Origin of the sequence: Bremerella cremea (assembly GCF_003335505.1) — a bacterium.
In the GTDB taxonomy this organism is placed as follows: domain Bacteria; phylum Planctomycetota; class Planctomycetia; order Pirellulales; family Pirellulaceae; genus Bremerella; species Bremerella cremea_A.
Genome location: NZ_QPEX01000010.1, coordinates 857,320 through 874,288, shown reverse-complemented (window position 1 = coordinate 874,288; position 16,969 = coordinate 857,320). Strand labels below are relative to the sequence as shown.

At 54.3% G+C, this 16,969-nt stretch carries 8 protein-coding genes and 1 pseudogene; 2 read left to right on the top strand and 7 right to left on the bottom strand.

Going from position 1 to position 16,969, the window contains the following annotated elements:
- Nucleotides 1-49: 49 nt before the first annotated feature.
- The 4 genes from DTL42_RS26985 to DTL42_RS04565 form a co-directional block, all read right to left on the bottom strand.
- On the bottom strand, nucleotides 50-4,051 hold the full coding sequence (locus tag DTL42_RS26985; protein WP_114367490.1) for an AAA family ATPase: 4,002 nt from the start codon (nucleotides 4,049-4,051) through the stop codon (nucleotides 50-52).
- 51 nt (nucleotides 4,052-4,102) lie between these two features.
- Nucleotides 4,103-5,323, bottom strand: coding sequence for a metallophosphoesterase family protein (locus DTL42_RS04575; protein ID WP_114367489.1), 1,221 nt, complete (start codon nucleotides 5,321-5,323; stop codon nucleotides 4,103-4,105).
- 152 nt (nucleotides 5,324-5,475) lie between these two features.
- Nucleotides 5,476-5,805, bottom strand: a complete 330-nt coding sequence (locus DTL42_RS04570; RefSeq protein ID WP_147274164.1) for a hypothetical protein — start codon at nucleotides 5,803-5,805, stop codon at nucleotides 5,476-5,478.
- 204 nt (nucleotides 5,806-6,009) lie between these two features.
- Complete coding sequence (locus DTL42_RS04565) at nucleotides 6,010-8,025, bottom strand: ATP-dependent helicase (protein WP_234824069.1); 2,016 nt, start codon at nucleotides 8,023-8,025, stop codon at nucleotides 6,010-6,012.
- 209 nt (nucleotides 8,026-8,234) lie between these two features.
- On the opposite strand from DTL42_RS04565, the gene DTL42_RS04560 reads away from it, so the two are divergent.
- A complete protein-coding gene (locus DTL42_RS04560) occupies nucleotides 8,235-9,155 on the top strand; it encodes a YihY/virulence factor BrkB family protein (RefSeq protein ID WP_158545232.1) in 921 nt (306 codons plus the stop codon).
- Nucleotides 9,156-9,249: 94 nt separating this feature from the next.
- Here DTL42_RS04560 and DTL42_RS27070 read toward each other — a convergent pair.
- The 3 genes and pseudogenes from DTL42_RS27070 to DTL42_RS04545 all read right to left on the bottom strand — a co-directional run.
- A pseudogene (locus tag DTL42_RS27070) lies at nucleotides 9,250-9,546 on the bottom strand (endonuclease domain-containing protein); the annotation flags it as partial.
- Nucleotides 9,547-9,729: 183 nt separating this feature from the next.
- Nucleotides 9,730-12,348 (bottom strand): thioredoxin family protein, encoded by a 2,619-nt coding sequence (locus DTL42_RS04550; protein ID WP_158545231.1) that lies wholly within the window; start codon nucleotides 12,346-12,348, stop codon nucleotides 9,730-9,732.
- Between the two features lie 202 nt (nucleotides 12,349-12,550).
- A complete protein-coding gene (locus tag DTL42_RS04545; protein WP_114367484.1) occupies nucleotides 12,551-13,564 on the bottom strand; it encodes a phosphotransferase in 1,014 nt (337 codons plus the stop codon).
- Between the two features lie 490 nt (nucleotides 13,565-14,054).
- Between DTL42_RS04545 and DTL42_RS26670 the strand changes: the two genes are divergently transcribed.
- The gene (locus tag DTL42_RS26670) at nucleotides 14,055-16,931 is read left to right on the top strand and encodes a zinc-dependent metalloprotease (protein WP_234824068.1); all 2,877 of its coding nucleotides are present in this window, start codon (nucleotides 14,055-14,057) and stop codon (nucleotides 16,929-16,931) included.
- Nucleotides 16,932-16,969: the final 38 nt, after the last annotated feature.

The following is a 16,969-nucleotide window of genomic DNA, read 5'->3' as shown; positions in this document are numbered from 1 at the left end:
CCTGGTCGATTTTAACTGCTGCGACTTGTCGAGGAAACAATGCGGGCGATTAGCGGTCTTCCTCGACCACTTCTTCCTGGACGATCACTTCGTCTTGATCTTTGCGCGGATCTTTCTCTTCGTACCAGCGACGAGGCGAATCCCAACCGAACTCGTCGTGAGCCGTGTAGACATAACGAATTCGCACCTTCTTAGGAGGAAGTGGAGCAGGGGCAGGGGCCGGCTTGGGTGCGGGCTCCGGCTCAGGCTCTGGCTCAATTTCCAATTCAGGCTCCGGTACATACACCGGTTCCGGCGTTTCCATTGGCAACAACGCCAATTCTGATTCCGGCTCTGGTTCGGGTTCGGGCACGGGATCAGGAGCGTAGTCGAATTCCATTTCGGGCTGCAAGATGGCATCGGCAACGGGGAATTCTTCTTCCTCGTCGTCCTCTTCCAGGGGTTCTTCGGCCAGCAAGGCATCCCAATCGATTCCAACCGGACGAGTCCCCTCGGCTTCTTTCAAGCGATAGTTGACGTTCTCGTTCAGATCGACATCAAAATCGGAAAGCGAAATACGGTATTTCTCAGTAACATCGCTCCCTTTGAGGCGATAGTTTACGTCTTCCTGCAGCACGTCGCAGCGAAGCCGGACGGGCTCTTCGGGAAGTTCGATGATAGGTAACGAGATCTCTTCGAACTCTTCTTCCTTCAGTTCCAACTCGACCACCGGTTCGGGCTCTGGCAGTGGCATGTACGAAGGTAGGACAACTTCGGTGTATTCAGACAGTTCGTACTGAATAACCGGCTCCGGTTCGAGGTTGGTAATCTTGACAGTCACGACCGGTTCGGGCAGAGGCAATTGCTCGACGACCGGCGCAGGCTTCGGTGGAGGAACCGGTTCGGGTTCTGGTTCCGGCTCGACTTCTTCTGGTTGATATTCCAACTGCGGCAAGGGCTGCTCGATATCGATCAAGCCTGGCTGGCAAACGCCGGTGAACTTCGGCAACTGACGAACGTCGGCGCCCATCTCTTGGAACATGGCCGCGATATGTTCGTGGCAGGTAAAGATCAGCAGTTGATGCCCTTCCTCGGCAAACTCACGGAACAGCTGAGCCGTCGCTTTGGAACGCTTCGAGTCGAAATTAACGAGCACATCGTCCAGAATCACCGGCAACACGCGGCCTTGGCGGGCAAACAAGTGAATCAACGCCAAGCGAACGCTAAGGAAGACTTGCTCGCGGGTCCCTTCACTGAGGTGAGCGAGCGACTTGGAATCAGCATCGCGTTCTTCAACGAACAGCGTGTTTTCGTGCAGGGGCGTCCAAATGCGAATGTAACGGTCGTCGGTCAACTTTCGCATATAGCTGGAAGCCAACCGCAGGGTTTCTGGCTGACGATCGTTTTCGTAAACGCGACGAATCTGTTCGAGAATGCAGGAAGTGGTGGCCAAGTTTTGCCACTTTTCAATCGCTTTCTCTAGCTGGGCTTCAACTTCGCTCAATTCCAGTTGGGCATGCAGCAGACGATCGTTCTTTTCTAGCGTTTCCAGTTGGACCTTCAATTCGCCACGACGCTCGAAGCATTCCTGCATCCGTTTTTCAGCATGGTCGTGGTCGGCCAGTAGTTTGGCCAACTGCTCGTCGGCGTCTTTGCTGACGGTCGTTTCGAGCCAAGCTTCGACTTCTTCCAGGGTAGCGTCGGTCCCTAGTTTGTCGTCGATCTTCTCGTTCTGATCTTCCAGCTTGATTTGCAGTTCTTCGACCTCTTCGGTTTTGACGATCCAGCTGAGGTAGGCTTCTTCGTCTTCGCTAGAGGCTTCTTCCAGAATGGCTTCTCGCTCGGCGATCAGCTCTTTGGCTTCCTCGGCGACTCGGCGGAAATCGCCGCGTACCTTCTGGCCTTGCTCGAACAGCTCGGTACGCTGCTTGTGCTTCCCTTCCTGCCGCAGAAGATCGTCTTCCAACTGGGCCAACAACTGCAGGGCGTCGTCTGTTTTGGAGTGGACACCGACGTCTTTGGCCAGATGAGTGATTCGGCTAAGCAGCGCCGCTCGTTCTCGTTCGGCGATTTCCTGCTCGCTGTTAAGCGTCTTCAGCCGTTTGCGGAGGCGATGAATCTGGGCTAGGTAGCGGCCCAGCGATTTGACTTTGTCGGGGTCAATATTTTCAGGTAAATCGAGAACCTGTAAGGCTTCCTTCCAGCGACGTTTGGCCTGCGCGACGGCCTGTTCCAAGTCGCTGATCTGCCGCGTGCTCGTTTCTTGTTTTTCGCGAACTTCGCCCAGCTTGTGACCGAGTGGAATCAGCTCTTCTAAGCGCGTAAGATGATCTTCCGCCGTTTTGAGCCGGGCCATCAGGGCTCCGTTGCCGCGCGGCAGCAGGATATCGAGCTCTTTTTGCTCGGCAACTGCTTTGTCCATTTGGCTGTCAAGCAGCATCAGCTGGCGTTTGGCCGAATCGAACTGCTGAGCCGATTCGGTGTCCAGCCGCCGCTTCATCATCACGCCGCCGAAGACCATTAAGCTGCCAAACATAAACTGAATGACACCAAGCCCTTCGGCCAACTCCAGTGGACGCCACAAAAACGCGTGCAGGGCCAGCGTGCCGCCCAGCACGCACATCAGCGCGATGCCCGCCATCTCAGGCTTGGGCATCATTTGGTTTTCGAGCAGATCGTGTGTTTCCGCTTCCGATTCGCGATATTGAATGCGGATCTGGTCGATCTTGTCTTCGACTTGAATTCGGCGACGCAGCAAGTTGACCAGTTCGCCAGCTTTATGCAGCGCTTTGTTGAGGTCTTCTTCTCCCAGCGAGGTCAGCGACTGCTCGACTTCGCTTTCCACGCCCAGCAGCTCTTCTTCGTGCGTGGAAGTGTGCTTGCGAGTTTCTTCGAGCTGCTCGGTTTCTTTTTCGAGCGTCCGCAGGGGATCTCGCAGCGAACGAAGCTGTTTGCGGGTCAGGTCTGGTCGTTTGCCGGCACGCGTTTGCACGCCGCACTGATCCCAGAGATCGTCGATCTCGGTCTTGATCTGGACAATCTCTTCGTCGCCCCGCTGTAGCTGTTGCGTCAGCGAGAGAATCCATTGGCGTTGTTCGCCAAGGGCATCGACACGAGCCGCCTGGCGAGCGAGTTCCTGGTTCACAGGAATCGCGCTGTGGCGTTCTCGGAGCTCGGTGTATTGGGTTCGCAGGTCACGGCAGCGATTACGTTTCTTGGCAATCTGATCTTGCAGGCCGTGCAGCTTACGCAGCGTTTCTCGCGAGACCTCGGGCAACTCGCCGTATGATTCGATTTTGTCGCGTAGCTTGTCCCTTCGCTGAATCTCGGGGCGGAGGGTTTGGCTCAGTTCCACAAACTGGACCAGGCGAATCAGGTCGTTCACTTTTAGTTGAAATTGATCGATCTGAGTTTGCAGGGCCCGGCGTTGGTTTAGTAAGTTCGACCATTCCTGGGTACCGCCACGCAGCTGTTCGATTTCTCGTTTCAGCGTTTGATGCCGTTCCAGCAGTTGATCGACAAGGGCCTCTTCTTCCCCGCCTGAGATCAACCGGCATCGCGAAGTTTCGAGTTCGCGCATCACCTCGGCCAACGAAATACGATCGAGACCGCTGGTAAGCTCGTATATCTTTTGGGCGGCGACACTATCATCCAGCGTGGCGAGAAGCTGCATCTCGCGCAGGCCGACGGCGAAGATGTTGCTGTAGGTTAGCCGGTCGACTCCTTCCAGCAGGGCGTCGAACTGCGCACGGCTTTGCCGCGAGCCGTCGCTTCCTTCCACCCAAACTTGTTCTTGGCTGCCGTCTTGGTTGTAGCGGCGGACGACCTTGAAACGGCCCATCTCACCCACCACTCGCAGGGCACCGCCAGGTTCGCCCCCGTGCAGCGGTGGCAGATAGCGGCGTTCGAGATCAGGTTCCGGCCCGTACAGCATCGTACGCAGAAAGTGCAGCAGCGTACTTTTGCCAGCTTCGTTATGTCCGAACAAAACCGTGATCGTCGGCGAAAGCTGCTCGACGCTCAGGTCGTGCCAAACGCCGAACCCGTCGATTTGAACTTGATTAAGTTGCATCCCTACACTCCTTGAGATTGCCCATGTGCAGGCAGCCGGCGGAATCGTACATCACTCGGCTCGCAGCAATTGGACGCCAAGCCGGCGTGCGTCTTGCAACACGCGGCGGCGGTTTTCTCGTGATTCAATGGCGACTGCCTCGGACAGCTGGCTTTCCTCGTGCCCCGGGGCCAGAAAAGTGGTCAGGTCGATTGGCAGACTCGGATCGGCAGCAAGTTCTCGGGTTAAACGAAGATAATCGCCGCAGATCGATTGTTCCTGGTACCAAGCTTCGGGAATGACCGACGCCGTTTCGACGGTCAGTTCGTAGGTCCACGAACCCATCGGTTCCTGGCCGAACTGTTTGTTCAATTCGTCGGTGACTTGTTGCCAAGTCTCTTCCTTCAGCAGTTCTCGTGTCGCCTCGTTGGCAACAATAACGCGCCAATCGATCATCAATTGGCGATTGCCTTTGGTGGTGTTGAGCGTGTTAAGGCGGTTGCGAATGATTTGGGTCAGGTCGCTGAGCTTTTTGCAGTTTTCCAGCTCGATGATTTCACTTTGCCAGCGGCAGACATCGGTCGGGATCGCTTCCATGGCGATGTCACCTTCCTCGTCCACCTCGACCAGCGTGCAACCACGCTGGCCATTGTGTGTGGTGGTTCGTCCTTGGGGAGAGCCGGCATAGATGGCGATTGCTGGCGAAGCATTGAGCTTGTTGCGGAGATCTTTTCCGCCGAGTGCCCAATAAGGAATGCCGCTACGGGCGATCGATTCCGATTCAAAATCGCCATGCAGGGCAGCAATTGTAAACAAACCGGCCGCATCAGGGCGGAACTGGCCCCAACTCGGATCGCGCCCGATAAAGCCTTGGGCGATGATATTACAGATGGCGACTTCATCGCGGGTATGAAGGATCTCGACCGGCTTACCAGGGCCGACGGTATGCACGTTGGCTGGCAGATGAATGGAAGCAGGCCAACGGGCCGGTGGGTCGCTTTCGCCACCGATCCAGTAGACCTTAATCCCGGCGTCGTTGAGTGTTTCGAGCTGGTCGAGCAAGAAACCGACAATCACGGGGCTACTTTGCCGTACATCAAGCACATTCCCGGTGATCAGCATGAAGTCGACTTCATGCAATAGCGCATTCTCGACCACTTGCTGAAACGCCTGACGCGGAGCGCTCAAGAAAATCTCGCGCAGGTGTTTAGGAACTTCGGCGAGTCCGCCGAGTGGTTGATCGAGATGAATGTCACCGGTCTGAATGAACCGGAAGGGGGAACCAGGCGTCACGGCCTCTCTCCATGGCTGACGGCCCTCGAAATATCATGCGATAGCATCGTGCATGCTGGCACTGCCCGACTAGTTTAACGAAACGACAAAGTTTCGCCTATCCAGATTTATTCAAGTCAAACAACCTAAAATGCCGAGACGCCAGTTTACCCCTAGAGAGGTAAACTTATCAGTGCTGTCGAATATTTCAAGAAAATCGCAGATAGCTGGAAAGTGAAGGCCGCAAACAGCAAGCAAACGCCTGTCGCAGCAAATACAACCAGCAAGAAGCCGAGAAGAATGATGCTGGTGAACCAGATCCAGGTCACCCATTGGTAACGATGCGGCAAATAGCAGACGGCAACTGCAGTGGGCAGATCAAACAACAATAGCCAAACTCCCACTAAATAGGAGTAGTTGACGAAAAGCATCGAAATATGAAAGGTGAGCTCCGTGATTGGTGCTAAATCGAGATCTTGCTGCTCGGCGAATTCCCAAGCCATGGGCACCGTTTTGACGAAGACCAGGAACAATCCCCCTGCTACCAAGACGTGAACAGCCCAGGCGACTAGCGAAATTAAGAAACGCCCGAAGATGACGCCTAATGATAGCTTGGGGTTCTCAGGGGATAGCGACGTTGGAGCATCGCCTAAGGGGCTTTGAAACGGCTGCATTGCGGATCCCCTTTTTTAGCGACTGAAAACGGTTTACCGGCGACGAGCCCCCGCCGATGGGCGTTTGGGGGGGGCTTTGGGCCCGGTTGCTTGGGCTTTGGCTTTCGAGGCATTCGGATTATCGGCCTGGCCGGTTAATTCGTAAAGGAATCGGCTCGTTTCGGTTGGGCGAGGCTTCCCCCACTTCTTGCGAGCGAGGGCGAACGAGAAGGTTAAACGTTCTTGAGCCCTAGTGATCCCTACGTAACACAAGCGGCGTTCCTCTTCGATCGCTTCGTCCCCATCTTTCAAGCTGCGCTGATGAGGCAAGATCCCTTCTTCCATCCCGACCATGTAAACATAGGGGAATTCGAGTCCTTTGGCCGCGTGTAGCGTCATTAAGATAACGCCGTTCTTTTTGAGCTGCTTTTCCTTCTCGTTGTCGAAGCCGTCCCCTGCCAGGGCGGTGTCGTCAAGGAAACCGGCCAGGGTGGCTTTCTTTTTCTTCTTCTCTTCGTAGGCACTCACGGCGTTGACGACCTGTTCGACGGCTGCTTCACGCGATTCACGGTCGTTGGGGTCAGGGTACAGCCGCTGGAGTTCCTGTTGGTAGCCGATTGCCCCAATCAAATCACGGACGATATCGGTCAGCGTGTCTTTCCCCAGCCGTCCATGATAATGCTTGATCAGGCGAACAAATTTTTGAATCGCGTCGGTCGTGGTCGTTGAAGCTCCACCCCGCAGGGCGGCGGCTTGCGGTAGCACGTCCCACAGCGGTTTGCCTTCGTTGGTTGCGTGATCGAGCAGGTCTTTTACCGTTTTCTGCCCGATCCCGCGTGGTGGAACGTTGATGATTCGCAGCAGCGAGACTTCGTCTTGATGGGAATTGATCAGCTTCAAATACGACAAAATATCGCGGACTTCTTTCCGGTCGAAGAACGACATCCCACCGATCAGCGTGTAGGGGATGTTCATTGCCCGGAACTGCTGCTCGAAGGCCCGCGGCTGTTCGTTGGTGCGGAACAAAATCGCAAAGTCACGTGGCTCGACGTTGGGATCGTTGATCTTGCGGGCAATATCCCCCACGATTTCTTCCGCTTCTTTTTCCTCGTCCTTGAAATACAGCACTTTGGGCTGATCGCCGCCAGGGCGGGCTGCGTTTAGGATTTTGTCGTAGCGAGTTGTATTGAAAGCGACCAGGCGGTTGGCCACCGTCAAAATGGCGCTGGTGCAGCGATAATTATCGGCCAGGTAAATCATTTTGGCGTCGGGCCAGTCTTCGCCGAATCGCAGAATATGCTTCACTTCGGCCCCGCGCCACGAGTAAATCGACTGGTCGTCGTCTCCCACCACGCACAAATTCCGGTGCCCTTCGGCCAAACCACGCACGATGCGATACTGCGAAGCGTTGGTGTCTTGATATTCGTCGATCATCACGTGATCGAACAGGGCCGCTTCTTGATCGCGCACAGCGGGGAAGTTGGTGAAAAGCTCTTCGGTACAAAGCAGCAAATCATCAAAGTCGAGTGCTCCACACGACTTAAGGGCGTTTTGATACCGCCGGAAAGCAACCGCAGCCAGGTGGGCTTTGTCGGTATCGGCATGGGCAAACGCGTCTTTAGGGCGGATACCCGCCGATTTCCAGCGGCTGATGAAGTTCAGCAGATCGCCTGGGCGAAGTGTTTCGTTGGGGACGCGAATTTCGCGGAGAACACCACGTGCCACCATTTCCTGATCGCTACGGTCGTAAATGGTATAGGTGTTCGGGTAGCCCAAGTGGTTAATATGTCGACGAAGGATACGAACACAATGAGAGTGGAACGTCGAAACGACCGGTTCGTCCTCGGTATGCTTGCCCAGCAATTTGAGGGCCCGCTCCTTCATTTCGGCGGCAGCTTTGTTGGTGAACGTCACGGCTAGGATTCGCTGCGGCTTAATACCGTGGCGAATAAGATTCGCGATCCGAAACGTCACCACACGGGTTTTGCCCGAACCAGCCCCAGCCAGCACCAGCATAGGACCTGACAACGTATTGACCGCTTCTTGCTGTGGCGGATTGAGTCCGTTCACCCGATTCTCGTCCGATTATTCCGTTGATTTTACTTAACCGTTGGCGCGGTAATTGCCGCGTACAAGGTTAGGTAAGCGATACCCTGATAAGCCCATTGATGGTACGGAGTTGTCCCCCCAATTTTCAATGGGGGCTTGCCTAACTTTCCAAATCGCGTTGACTAACTAGCTACGTCTACGAGTGATTCCCGGCTAAAATGGCGGTTTTGATGCACGAAAACATTCCTTCAGATCGCAAACCGGAAATCGGCATGCTTCAGCCGTGGCAACGATTTATTTCCAGGTTTTTCACTCGCTGGATCGAACACGACCATTCGACCTCGGCGGCAGCGATCGCATTCTACGTTATTTTCTCGCTGGCACCGATTGTCGTGTTCTCGATTTCCATTGCCGGCCAAATTCTGGAAAACGACGCCGGGGCCCGGGAAATGGCGAGTGAGTTTCTCGATAACGCCATGGGGGAAGGGTACGGGAAAGCGATCGTTGACCAGGTCAAAATGTCTGCGTTTCGCAAGGCGACGATCATTCCCACAGCGTTTCTGAGTTTTATCGCCGTCTGGAGTGCCTCGGCTACGTTCATGCAATTGCGACTGGCTCTTAATCGGATCTATGGCTTCACCGTCGAGGGGCTGCGTGGTGGGCTTATCTCGGTGGTACTAGGACGAGTCCGCGCGACGTTGTTTTCGATCGGAACAGGGCTCTTGCTGGCCTTGGCCACCCTGCTCAGTACCTGGTCGCATGCGATCTGGGTACGGTTGCCGGTCTCGAAGTTCATTTCGCAGGAAAGCCAAAATTTCATCACGTTTCAGGTGATTTCCTGGCTCGCCGTGATGATTGTTTTCTACTGTATGCTGCGATTTCTACCGATGAAACGACCACCTTGGCGAGAAGTGCTCGGTGGGGCGATCATTGGCACCATCTTGTTTCAGGTCGGCAAGTACATCATCAACCGCGTTGCCGAAGGAAACGTCGTGGCAACCGCTTACGCGACCAGCGGGGCATTGGTGATTACGGTGATGTGGATTTTCCTCTCAGCCCACGTCTTGCTGTTTGCCGCCGAAATGGGGCACATGCTGTTCTCGCCGGTCGATAGCCCGTTCGAGAAGTATCGTAATAAAACGGAAGACTAAGCCGTTGGGTACCCGCTGCTTTAGCGACTCAACAAAGTAAAAAGAGGGTTTCTCATTATTCTTGTCCCCTCGCCCCCGTCTGCGGGGGAGAGGGCTAGGGTGAGGGGGGCTCTTCATCAGCTAGTCCCAAAGATCGCTTGATCGCAATCGTAACCCCCTCAAGGTTCGCTAGAACATCTTCATTCGTAAAGCGAATGACTCGATATCCAGCACCGGTAAGCTGTCGTTCTCGTTGGCGATCTTTCTCTTGAGTTAAGTCGTGGTACCCGCCGTCAATTTCAATGACGAGATTTTGTTCCACGCAAAGAAAATCAACAATCCAAGGACCAATAGAGACCTGACGTCGAAATTTAAGGCCAGCGATATTGCGGTTTCGTAAAGCGGACCAGAGGGCACGTTCTGCTTATGTTGATGTTTGGCGAAGTTCACGGCGACGTGAGACTTTGTCTGGCGGTTGCGTCATGCGATGAGCCCCTCACCCTAGCCCTCTCCCCTCAGGGGAGAGGGGACAAAGTTGTGCTGTCCCTTGGCATTTTTGCGACGTGTTCAACTTCAACGCAACTAGTTGCGTGGGCTATTTGTTCAGCGCGGTTTGTTTGGGAACGGCTTGGGCGGTTCCTTGAGCCGTGTTGAGGCTGTCGATGACGGTTGTTTCATCGAGCAAGTCACTCAGCACGTAGACCTCGCCGGGGCGACCGCCAGGGAAGATGGCCAGCAGGGGAATGCTGTTGAAGCCAAGTTTGTTGATGAACTGCTGGACTGGATCGTTTGAGTCGTTGGTGGTCCAATCTACCAACACCGGCGAGATGCCGTTGGCTTCGACGTAGGCAGCGACTTTATCGGTGTTGATGGCGCGGTAGTAGTTCAGCTTGCAGGTCGGGCACCAGTCGGCGGTAAAGTCGACCATGACGGTTTCGCCGGCACTTTGTCGGGCCCGAACGTCGGCTTCGAGATCGGCAAAACGGGTTGGGGTGTATTTATCCCAAGCAATCGTTTCCGCACCTCCTTCCACCAGGTAGTTGAACGCAAACAAGCCCACGAAAATCGAAACCGCAAACGCACCGATGGTGGTGGCTAGTTTCGAGGACTGGTGTTCTAAGGTATGCACCTGGCCGAGCATCCAGCAGCCTGCCGCCAGGCCGACAAGCAGGGTCAATGTGGGAACGACCCATTTGTCTTCCATCGTGTAAAGCAGGTACACGACCGTCAGCATCATGACAAAGCCCATCGCTTGCTTAAAAGCGACCATCCAGTTGCCTGGCTTCGGCAAAAAGGCGATCAGGCGAGGGTTGATGCCAATGATTAAATAGGGCGAAGACATGCCCAACCCGATGAAACCAAACACTAAAAATGTGATGTAAGCCGATTCGGAAAGGGTGTAACCAAAAATCGGACCCAAGAAGGGGCCGCTGCACGGAGTCGAAAGCAGCGTCGTGACAATCCCTTTGAAGAAAGCACTTCCGTAACCACTTTTGTTAGCCGCTTGGGCAACGCTGCCACTTCCTAAGAAGCTCGGCATCGAAAGTTCCCACACGCCCAACATGCTGAGACCCATCGTATAGACAAGCACGATCATGCCGAGAATGTACCAGACGTTACCGCTCCATTGGCCCCAAGCCAAGCCGTCGGCTGCCCCTGGTTCCGATTTAACAAACAGACCCATAATCGTACCGAGCGAGGTCGACAAAACGGCCAGGAAGAGAAACACTGAGATCACCCCGGCCGAATAGACCAGGTTCAACATGAAGACCTGACCACGATGCTTGCCTGCTTGATTGACGAACGACAAAATCTTCAAGCCAACCACCGGCAGCACGCACGGCATCAAGTTCAAAATGGCTCCGCCCACAAAGCTGAGCATCAAGATCCAGCCCAGGCTAGAGCTTTCTGGCTGATTAAGGACCTTCCACTCGAAGCTGTGCCCCTCGGCTGGCACTGCCAAAGGAGCCGCTGCCTGATCGCCAGGGGCCGGTGGAGCGTTACCGCCGGCTGGGGGAGTATTGGCTTGATCTTCTGCGGCTTCTTGTACCGGAGCATGCGTGATTTTGGCTCGCTCGGCGGCTTTGGAATAAGTTGCTTTCGAGAAAGCGAGGGGAGCCGATTCCGTGAAAGCGGCACCTGGGCCAACTTCCACGATGCCTTCAAACATGACCCCTTCCGGGCGATCGCACGTGGAGTCAGTACAGGTTTGAAAACCGAGGTAACCAACGAGCGGGTATTTGCCTGGCTTGGCGTCGATGGGGACCTGGACCTTGAACTTCCAGGTGGTGTCTCCTTCGTGATAGCGAATGGGATCGAAGCCAGGGGTCAACTCTTTTTCGTGAATCGGATTGTCGGTGGTTGGCTGCATGGCCAGCCAGCCGGTCGCCTCTGCCAGGGCGATCTGAGTCGACTTGTAGCCGATGGTCGCATCGGTCGGAGAGTAAGCATAAACGTGATAAGCACCACTCGGCTTTACGGTCAGATTCACCGTCACCTGATCGCCAGGAGCCACTTTGGTGGGAGTGAAGCTGCCGCTGATCACCACGTGCCCGCTGGCCGATTTGAAATCGCCTGGTTTGCCTTGAATTTTGTAATCGGTCGGCGTGGTGGCTGTTTGAGGCTTCTCTGGTTCTTCGGCCACAAGCGATTTATCGAGCGGAACTTCCTTCATGCCGGCGAACTTGGCAACCGCTTCTCCCCTTACCGGAAAGCAAGTTCCGCGATCGTGGCAGCTTTGACCTTTTAGCAGCACCTTCAGATTCAACGTTTCCGGATTGATATCGGCAGGCAGCAAGAAGGGGGCTGTCCAGGTGACCGTGTTGTAGAACTTCTCTTGCGGAACGGTGATGATTTCGTCGGGAGGAACAATCTTCGGCTTATGGTCCGGCGTGAAGGTCCCCACGGCCGTAATTGCGGGCGCGTCGGCAATCTTCAGTTCGGTTGGCAGGGGGCCACCTTTCGGCTGCGTGGTCGAATACAAACACCAGCCGTTTCCGACGGTTGCCGTCACGCTGACTTGGCCATGCGTCCGCGAAGGATCAACCACATAGCTGGCGGTCACGTTCAAACCAGGGTCCGAATCGCCACCACCTCCTAAACCGTCAAAGCCTTGGAGGCCTTGAAACAGGTCACCATTCAAGCCTTGAGCCGTTGCGGCAGTAGGAAGGAAGCAAAGCGCCAGAATGAGTGTGAAGGAAGCAAAACGCGTCATGAGAGATATCATCTAACTGTGAGTTAAGCTGGGGGAGAGACCGGTCGCACGATCTGTTACCATCTTCCGAAATAATCGTCGCTTCGTAAATGCAGAATCCGTAAAACCGAACCGTCCTTGGTTGTGCTTTAATTATAGAAGAGAAATCCAGATAGCGTCTGTGATGCTAATTACGCTCCGACGTTTCCTGCTAATGGCTGTTTCATTGCCAAACCGGATGCTGTTTGATTTGCTGGAAACGCTGGCAGAGATGGCATAAACGCGAGTCGACAAGCGCTTCGCTCTCAAAACTGTAACCATCAACGACGAGCCACTGTATCCATTTCAACCCGGTAAGAATTACATTCGCCGCGTCCAGAACAATAGTCAGCCGTTTTTCTGGCTCTTTAAGGGGGTGTATCGCTGAGATGCTATCCCACGCCAATTTCCAATCGATGGGGGCTTCACTGGCCAGTTCGCTCGCCAGACGCGAGATATCTAACGCAATGTTGTCACGCCGCAGCGAACCCAGATCGATCAAGCCCGTTAGTTGGTCTCCTGTAAAACGAAAATTCTCGGGCCGCGGGTCACCAATACAGTGCTCAAGCAAATAATCTTGCTGTGATACTTCTACGAGTAGCGGTTCTAATTTGTGCTGATATTCTTGAAAGCTGACCGCGAGAAAGGAGAGATCCGCTTTTCGCTGCGGGTGGCCGTAGTTCACGATGCGAGGCCGAATTTCCTCCATCCGATGGTCGCGCCAAGTCCGGAGCATGTTCAAGCGAACCGCCACACCTTCCGACTTGCCCAACTGCGATTGATCGTGAGGTGTGTCGCGTAGCACCGTGTGAAAGCGGGCAACCGCTTGATACATCTTTGTTTTTTGCCAGTTGGAAAAAGGAGGCGTCGGCGCGTCCCCTTTGGCCCATAACTGAAGCTCCCAGATACGCTCGTCATGCACGACAAATGTCTCGCCGCTTGCCGCTTGGCAATAGCCAGCCAGGCAGGTCATGCCGGCATCGCGACGGAGAGAAACAGCTTGATGGATGGTTCGGATGCGCTGGACGGAGAAGCCGGACGGCATACACTTCAAGCAGAACTTGCCCCACGGACTTTCCACTTGCCAGACATCACTTCCACTTAATCCCCCACGCAGCCGTGTGATCTTTTCTTGGGAAATGTCTTCCAGGCGGAAACGCGCAAGAACCTGACGGAGGGTGTCGAAATTATCACGCATTTTCCCAATTTCTTCTTGCTCGTTCCGGTGAGTTGGAAAAAGTGGTACCAAGTTCGAGTTTGTGCTGCATCTGGCCCTTGTTCACGTTGTCCACGGCTCGATTATTGGGACGCCAAAAGAGGCTTGGCAAATCGTACTGGGATAGATCGATCATGGCAAAAATCTCTCTTCCAGGCATCAATAATCCATTTTATTGCGATAACCGGCTTTTCTTTCCTATTTCTCCGTGCGCAGAATAGAACAATTACGGTGGATGCTAAGAGTAGGGTATATTTTACTGATGCTTTGAGCAGACCCAATCGGGAAGTTTTTCATGTTCCGGTCTCTTTTTTTCGCAAGATAACCGGCTGAGGAGTCTCTAGTAAGCTAGAGAGTTTCCCACGGTATGGGAAGGTTGCGAGGGAATCTCCCTCTCACCTTTGGATGAAAACGGAACACGACGAACCTGTCGAACATCTCCCTCCCTTTTAATGTTACGAGAGTAGTACGCATGAAAATGCCTTCATTTTGGCGATGGTCGTCCGCGATGTGTGCGACGGCTTTGGTCGCATTGGCCACGGCAAGCCCTGTAAATGCCGATGATATGGCCACCGACACAACCGGGGAAACGGCTGCCGCAGCCGGCCCTCAAGTAGCCGCGACGACCGGAGGTTCCTCTTCCGGAGGTTCCAGCGGTGGATCTTCCAGTGGCTCGTCAACGGCGCCTCATGCTGCCATCTTGAAGGACTTTAAGAAGGCCGACGGCTTGGTTCCCACCTACCACAAAGGGAACCGAATGTTCTTCGAGCTCAACAATTCGCATTACAACGGCGAATTCATTGTGTTGATCTCGATTGCCCGTGGTGTCGGCATCGAGCCCTTGTACGGTGGTATGTCGTGGGGCTTTGGGGATGACTGGGTTTGGAAGTTCCGCAAGGTTGACGATCGCGTCCATATCATTCGTAAGAATGTCCGCTTCAAGGCCACCGACGGCAAACCAGAAGCCCGTGCGGTGAAGCATGCCTACGGCGACAGCGTGTTGTTCAGCTTGCCGATTGCCACCAAGGGACCAGGCGGCGGCGATCTCGTCGAAGTGACGCCGGTCTTCATGAGCGACTTGCCGATGATCAGCGATACGCTGCCAGGCTTTGGTTTCTCGGGCACCAAATCGCTCTTTGGCGAGGTGAAAGGTTTCGAGAAGAACCTGGAACTTCAAGTCGAAGCTACCTACGCTTCGAGCGGGCGACTACAGCTTGACTCGGTGCCTGACTCGCGTGGCTTGACGCTTGATATTCACTATTCGATTAGCAAGATCCCTTCCGGCGGCTACACGCCACGTGTCGCGGACGATCGCGTTGGTTACTTCTTAACCGCCGTCAAAGACTACTCGCGTCCGGACGACAACCAGTTTGTCCGCTACGTGAATCGTTGGAAGCTGGAAAAGGCCGACCCGTCTGCCAAGATGTCGGAGCCTAAAGAACCGATTATTTTCTACATGGAAAACACGATTCCCTATAAGTACCGCAAGCCAATCCGCGATGGCATTTTGGAATGGAACAAGGCCTTCGAAAAGGCTGGTTACATCGATGCCATTCGTGTTCGTCAACAAGAAGACGATGCCGACTGGGATCCAGAAGACGTCCGCTACAACACGTTCCGTTGGATTACGTCTGACGCTGGTTTCGCCATGGGGCCTTCTCGTGTGAATCCTTATACCGGTCAGATTCTCGACGCCGACATCATCTTCGACGCCGACTTCTTGAACTACTGGAAGCAAGCATTCGAGAACTACAATCCGCAAGCCACCGAAGCGATGCTGGGCGGTCCGGTCGATGTGCATAGCATCGAAGAGTTCCTGAAGAAGAATCCGATTAAATCGCCGAAGCATCAGTGCATGCTCTCGGGCGGTATGTCGCAGCAATTCGCTTTTGCCGCTGCCGCTGTGTTGGCAGATGTCGAAAAGGAAAAGCTGAAGGAGAAGAAGAAAAAGAAGAAGGAAGAAGCCGAGGCTAAGGAAGAAAAAGAAGGCTCGGAAGAATCTGCCGAAGAGAAGAAAGAAGACGCTGAGGAAGGGAAAGAAGAAGAAAAAGGCCCTTCGCCTGAAGAGATCAAGCAACAGCGGGAAGAACTGCTGGAACGCATGATCATGGAAGGTTTGAAGGAAGTGGCCATGCACGAAGTTGGGCATACGTTGGGCCTGCGTCACAACTTTGTGGCCAGCAAGATGTACAGCCTGGAAGAAATGGCCGAACTCCCTGAAGGGGAACCGACTTTGGCCAGTGTGATGGACTACGCTCCGCCGCACATCGCTGCCCCTGGTAAAAAGCAAGGTCATTTCTTCACCCAATCCATCGGCAAGTACGATGTCTGGGCGATTACTTACGGTTACAAACCGCTTAGCGGGGGAACCGATGGCGAAAAGAAAGAACTCGCCAAGATCGCTTCGCGCAGTACCGAACATGGTTTGGCGTTTAGCACAGACGAAGACACCACCAGCATGTCGCCTGATCCCGATTCCAACCGGTTCGACTTCGGTAAAGATGCCTTGGAGTTTGCCAATAACCAAGCCGCCGTCGTCAAACAGGCCATGGATGGTTTGGCCGATCGTGTTGTCGAAGACGGGGAAGATTACTCCCGCGTTCGTCAGGCATTTAACTCGCTGCTCAATACGCACGGTCAGGCAATGTACTTCGCTTCACGCTACATCGGTGGTGTTCACGTGAATCGTAGCCACAAAGGGCAAGACAATGCCCCGGCTCCTTTCGAGGTGGTCGATGTGGAAAAACAGCGTGAAGTGATGAAACTGCTCAGCGAGCAGGTCTTCAGCGACGAACCGTTCCAGTTCTCGCCAGAGCTTTATAACAAGTTGGCTCCTTCCCACTGGAACCATTGGGGAACGAGCTACAGCGTGCGTGGTGATTTCCCGATCCACGATACCATCGCCCAGTGGCAAAGTACCATCCTGTCGCGTTTGTTCTCTTCAATCACGCTCGAGCGGATGCACGATGCTGAATTGAAGGTGGCAGCCGATCAAGATGCGTTTACCACAGCGGAAATGTTCGAGTCCCTTACCAACGCTATTTTCAGCGAACTCGATTCGTTGGAAGAAGGTGACTACAGCAATCGCAACCCCGCGATTAGCAGCCTTCGCCGCAACTTGCAGCGAGACTACCTGAAGCGGCTTTCGACGCTGGCCATGGGCAACGCTTACGCCCCGCAAGATTGCCAGACGATCGCCTATGCTCAGTTGATCGATTTGCAAGAGAAGCTGGCAGATGCTTTAGAGCAGGAAGTCGAACTCGACGCCTACACCAAGGCTCACCTCCTGGAAAGCTCGCGACGCATTGAGAAGGTCCTCGATGCCGAATTAACGTTGTCGCGTCCGTAAGAAGAGCTTTTATCTAGCCAATAACGAAAGCACCGGAG

Excerpts from the sequence above, each read along its gene's own strand:
- DTL42_RS26985 (WP_114367490.1), bottom strand. The coding sequence starts at position 4,051 with ATGCAACTTAATCAAGTTCAAATCGACGGGTTCGGCGTTTGGCACGAC.
- DTL42_RS04570 (WP_147274164.1), bottom strand. The coding sequence starts at position 5,805 with ATGGCTTGGGAATTCGCCGAGCAGCAAGATCTCGATTTAGCACCAATC.
- DTL42_RS04560 (WP_158545232.1), top strand. The coding sequence starts at position 8,235 with ATGCACGAAAACATTCCTTCAGATCGCAAACCGGAAATCGGCATGCTT.
- DTL42_RS04550 (WP_158545231.1), bottom strand. The coding sequence starts at position 12,348 with ATGACGCGTTTTGCTTCCTTCACACTCATTCTGGCGCTTTGCTTCCTT.
- DTL42_RS04545 (WP_114367484.1), bottom strand. The coding sequence starts at position 13,564 with ATGCGTGATAATTTCGACACCCTCCGTCAGGTTCTTGCGCGTTTCCGC.
- DTL42_RS26670 (WP_234824068.1), top strand. The coding sequence starts at position 14,055 with ATGAAAATGCCTTCATTTTGGCGATGGTCGTCCGCGATGTGTGCGACG.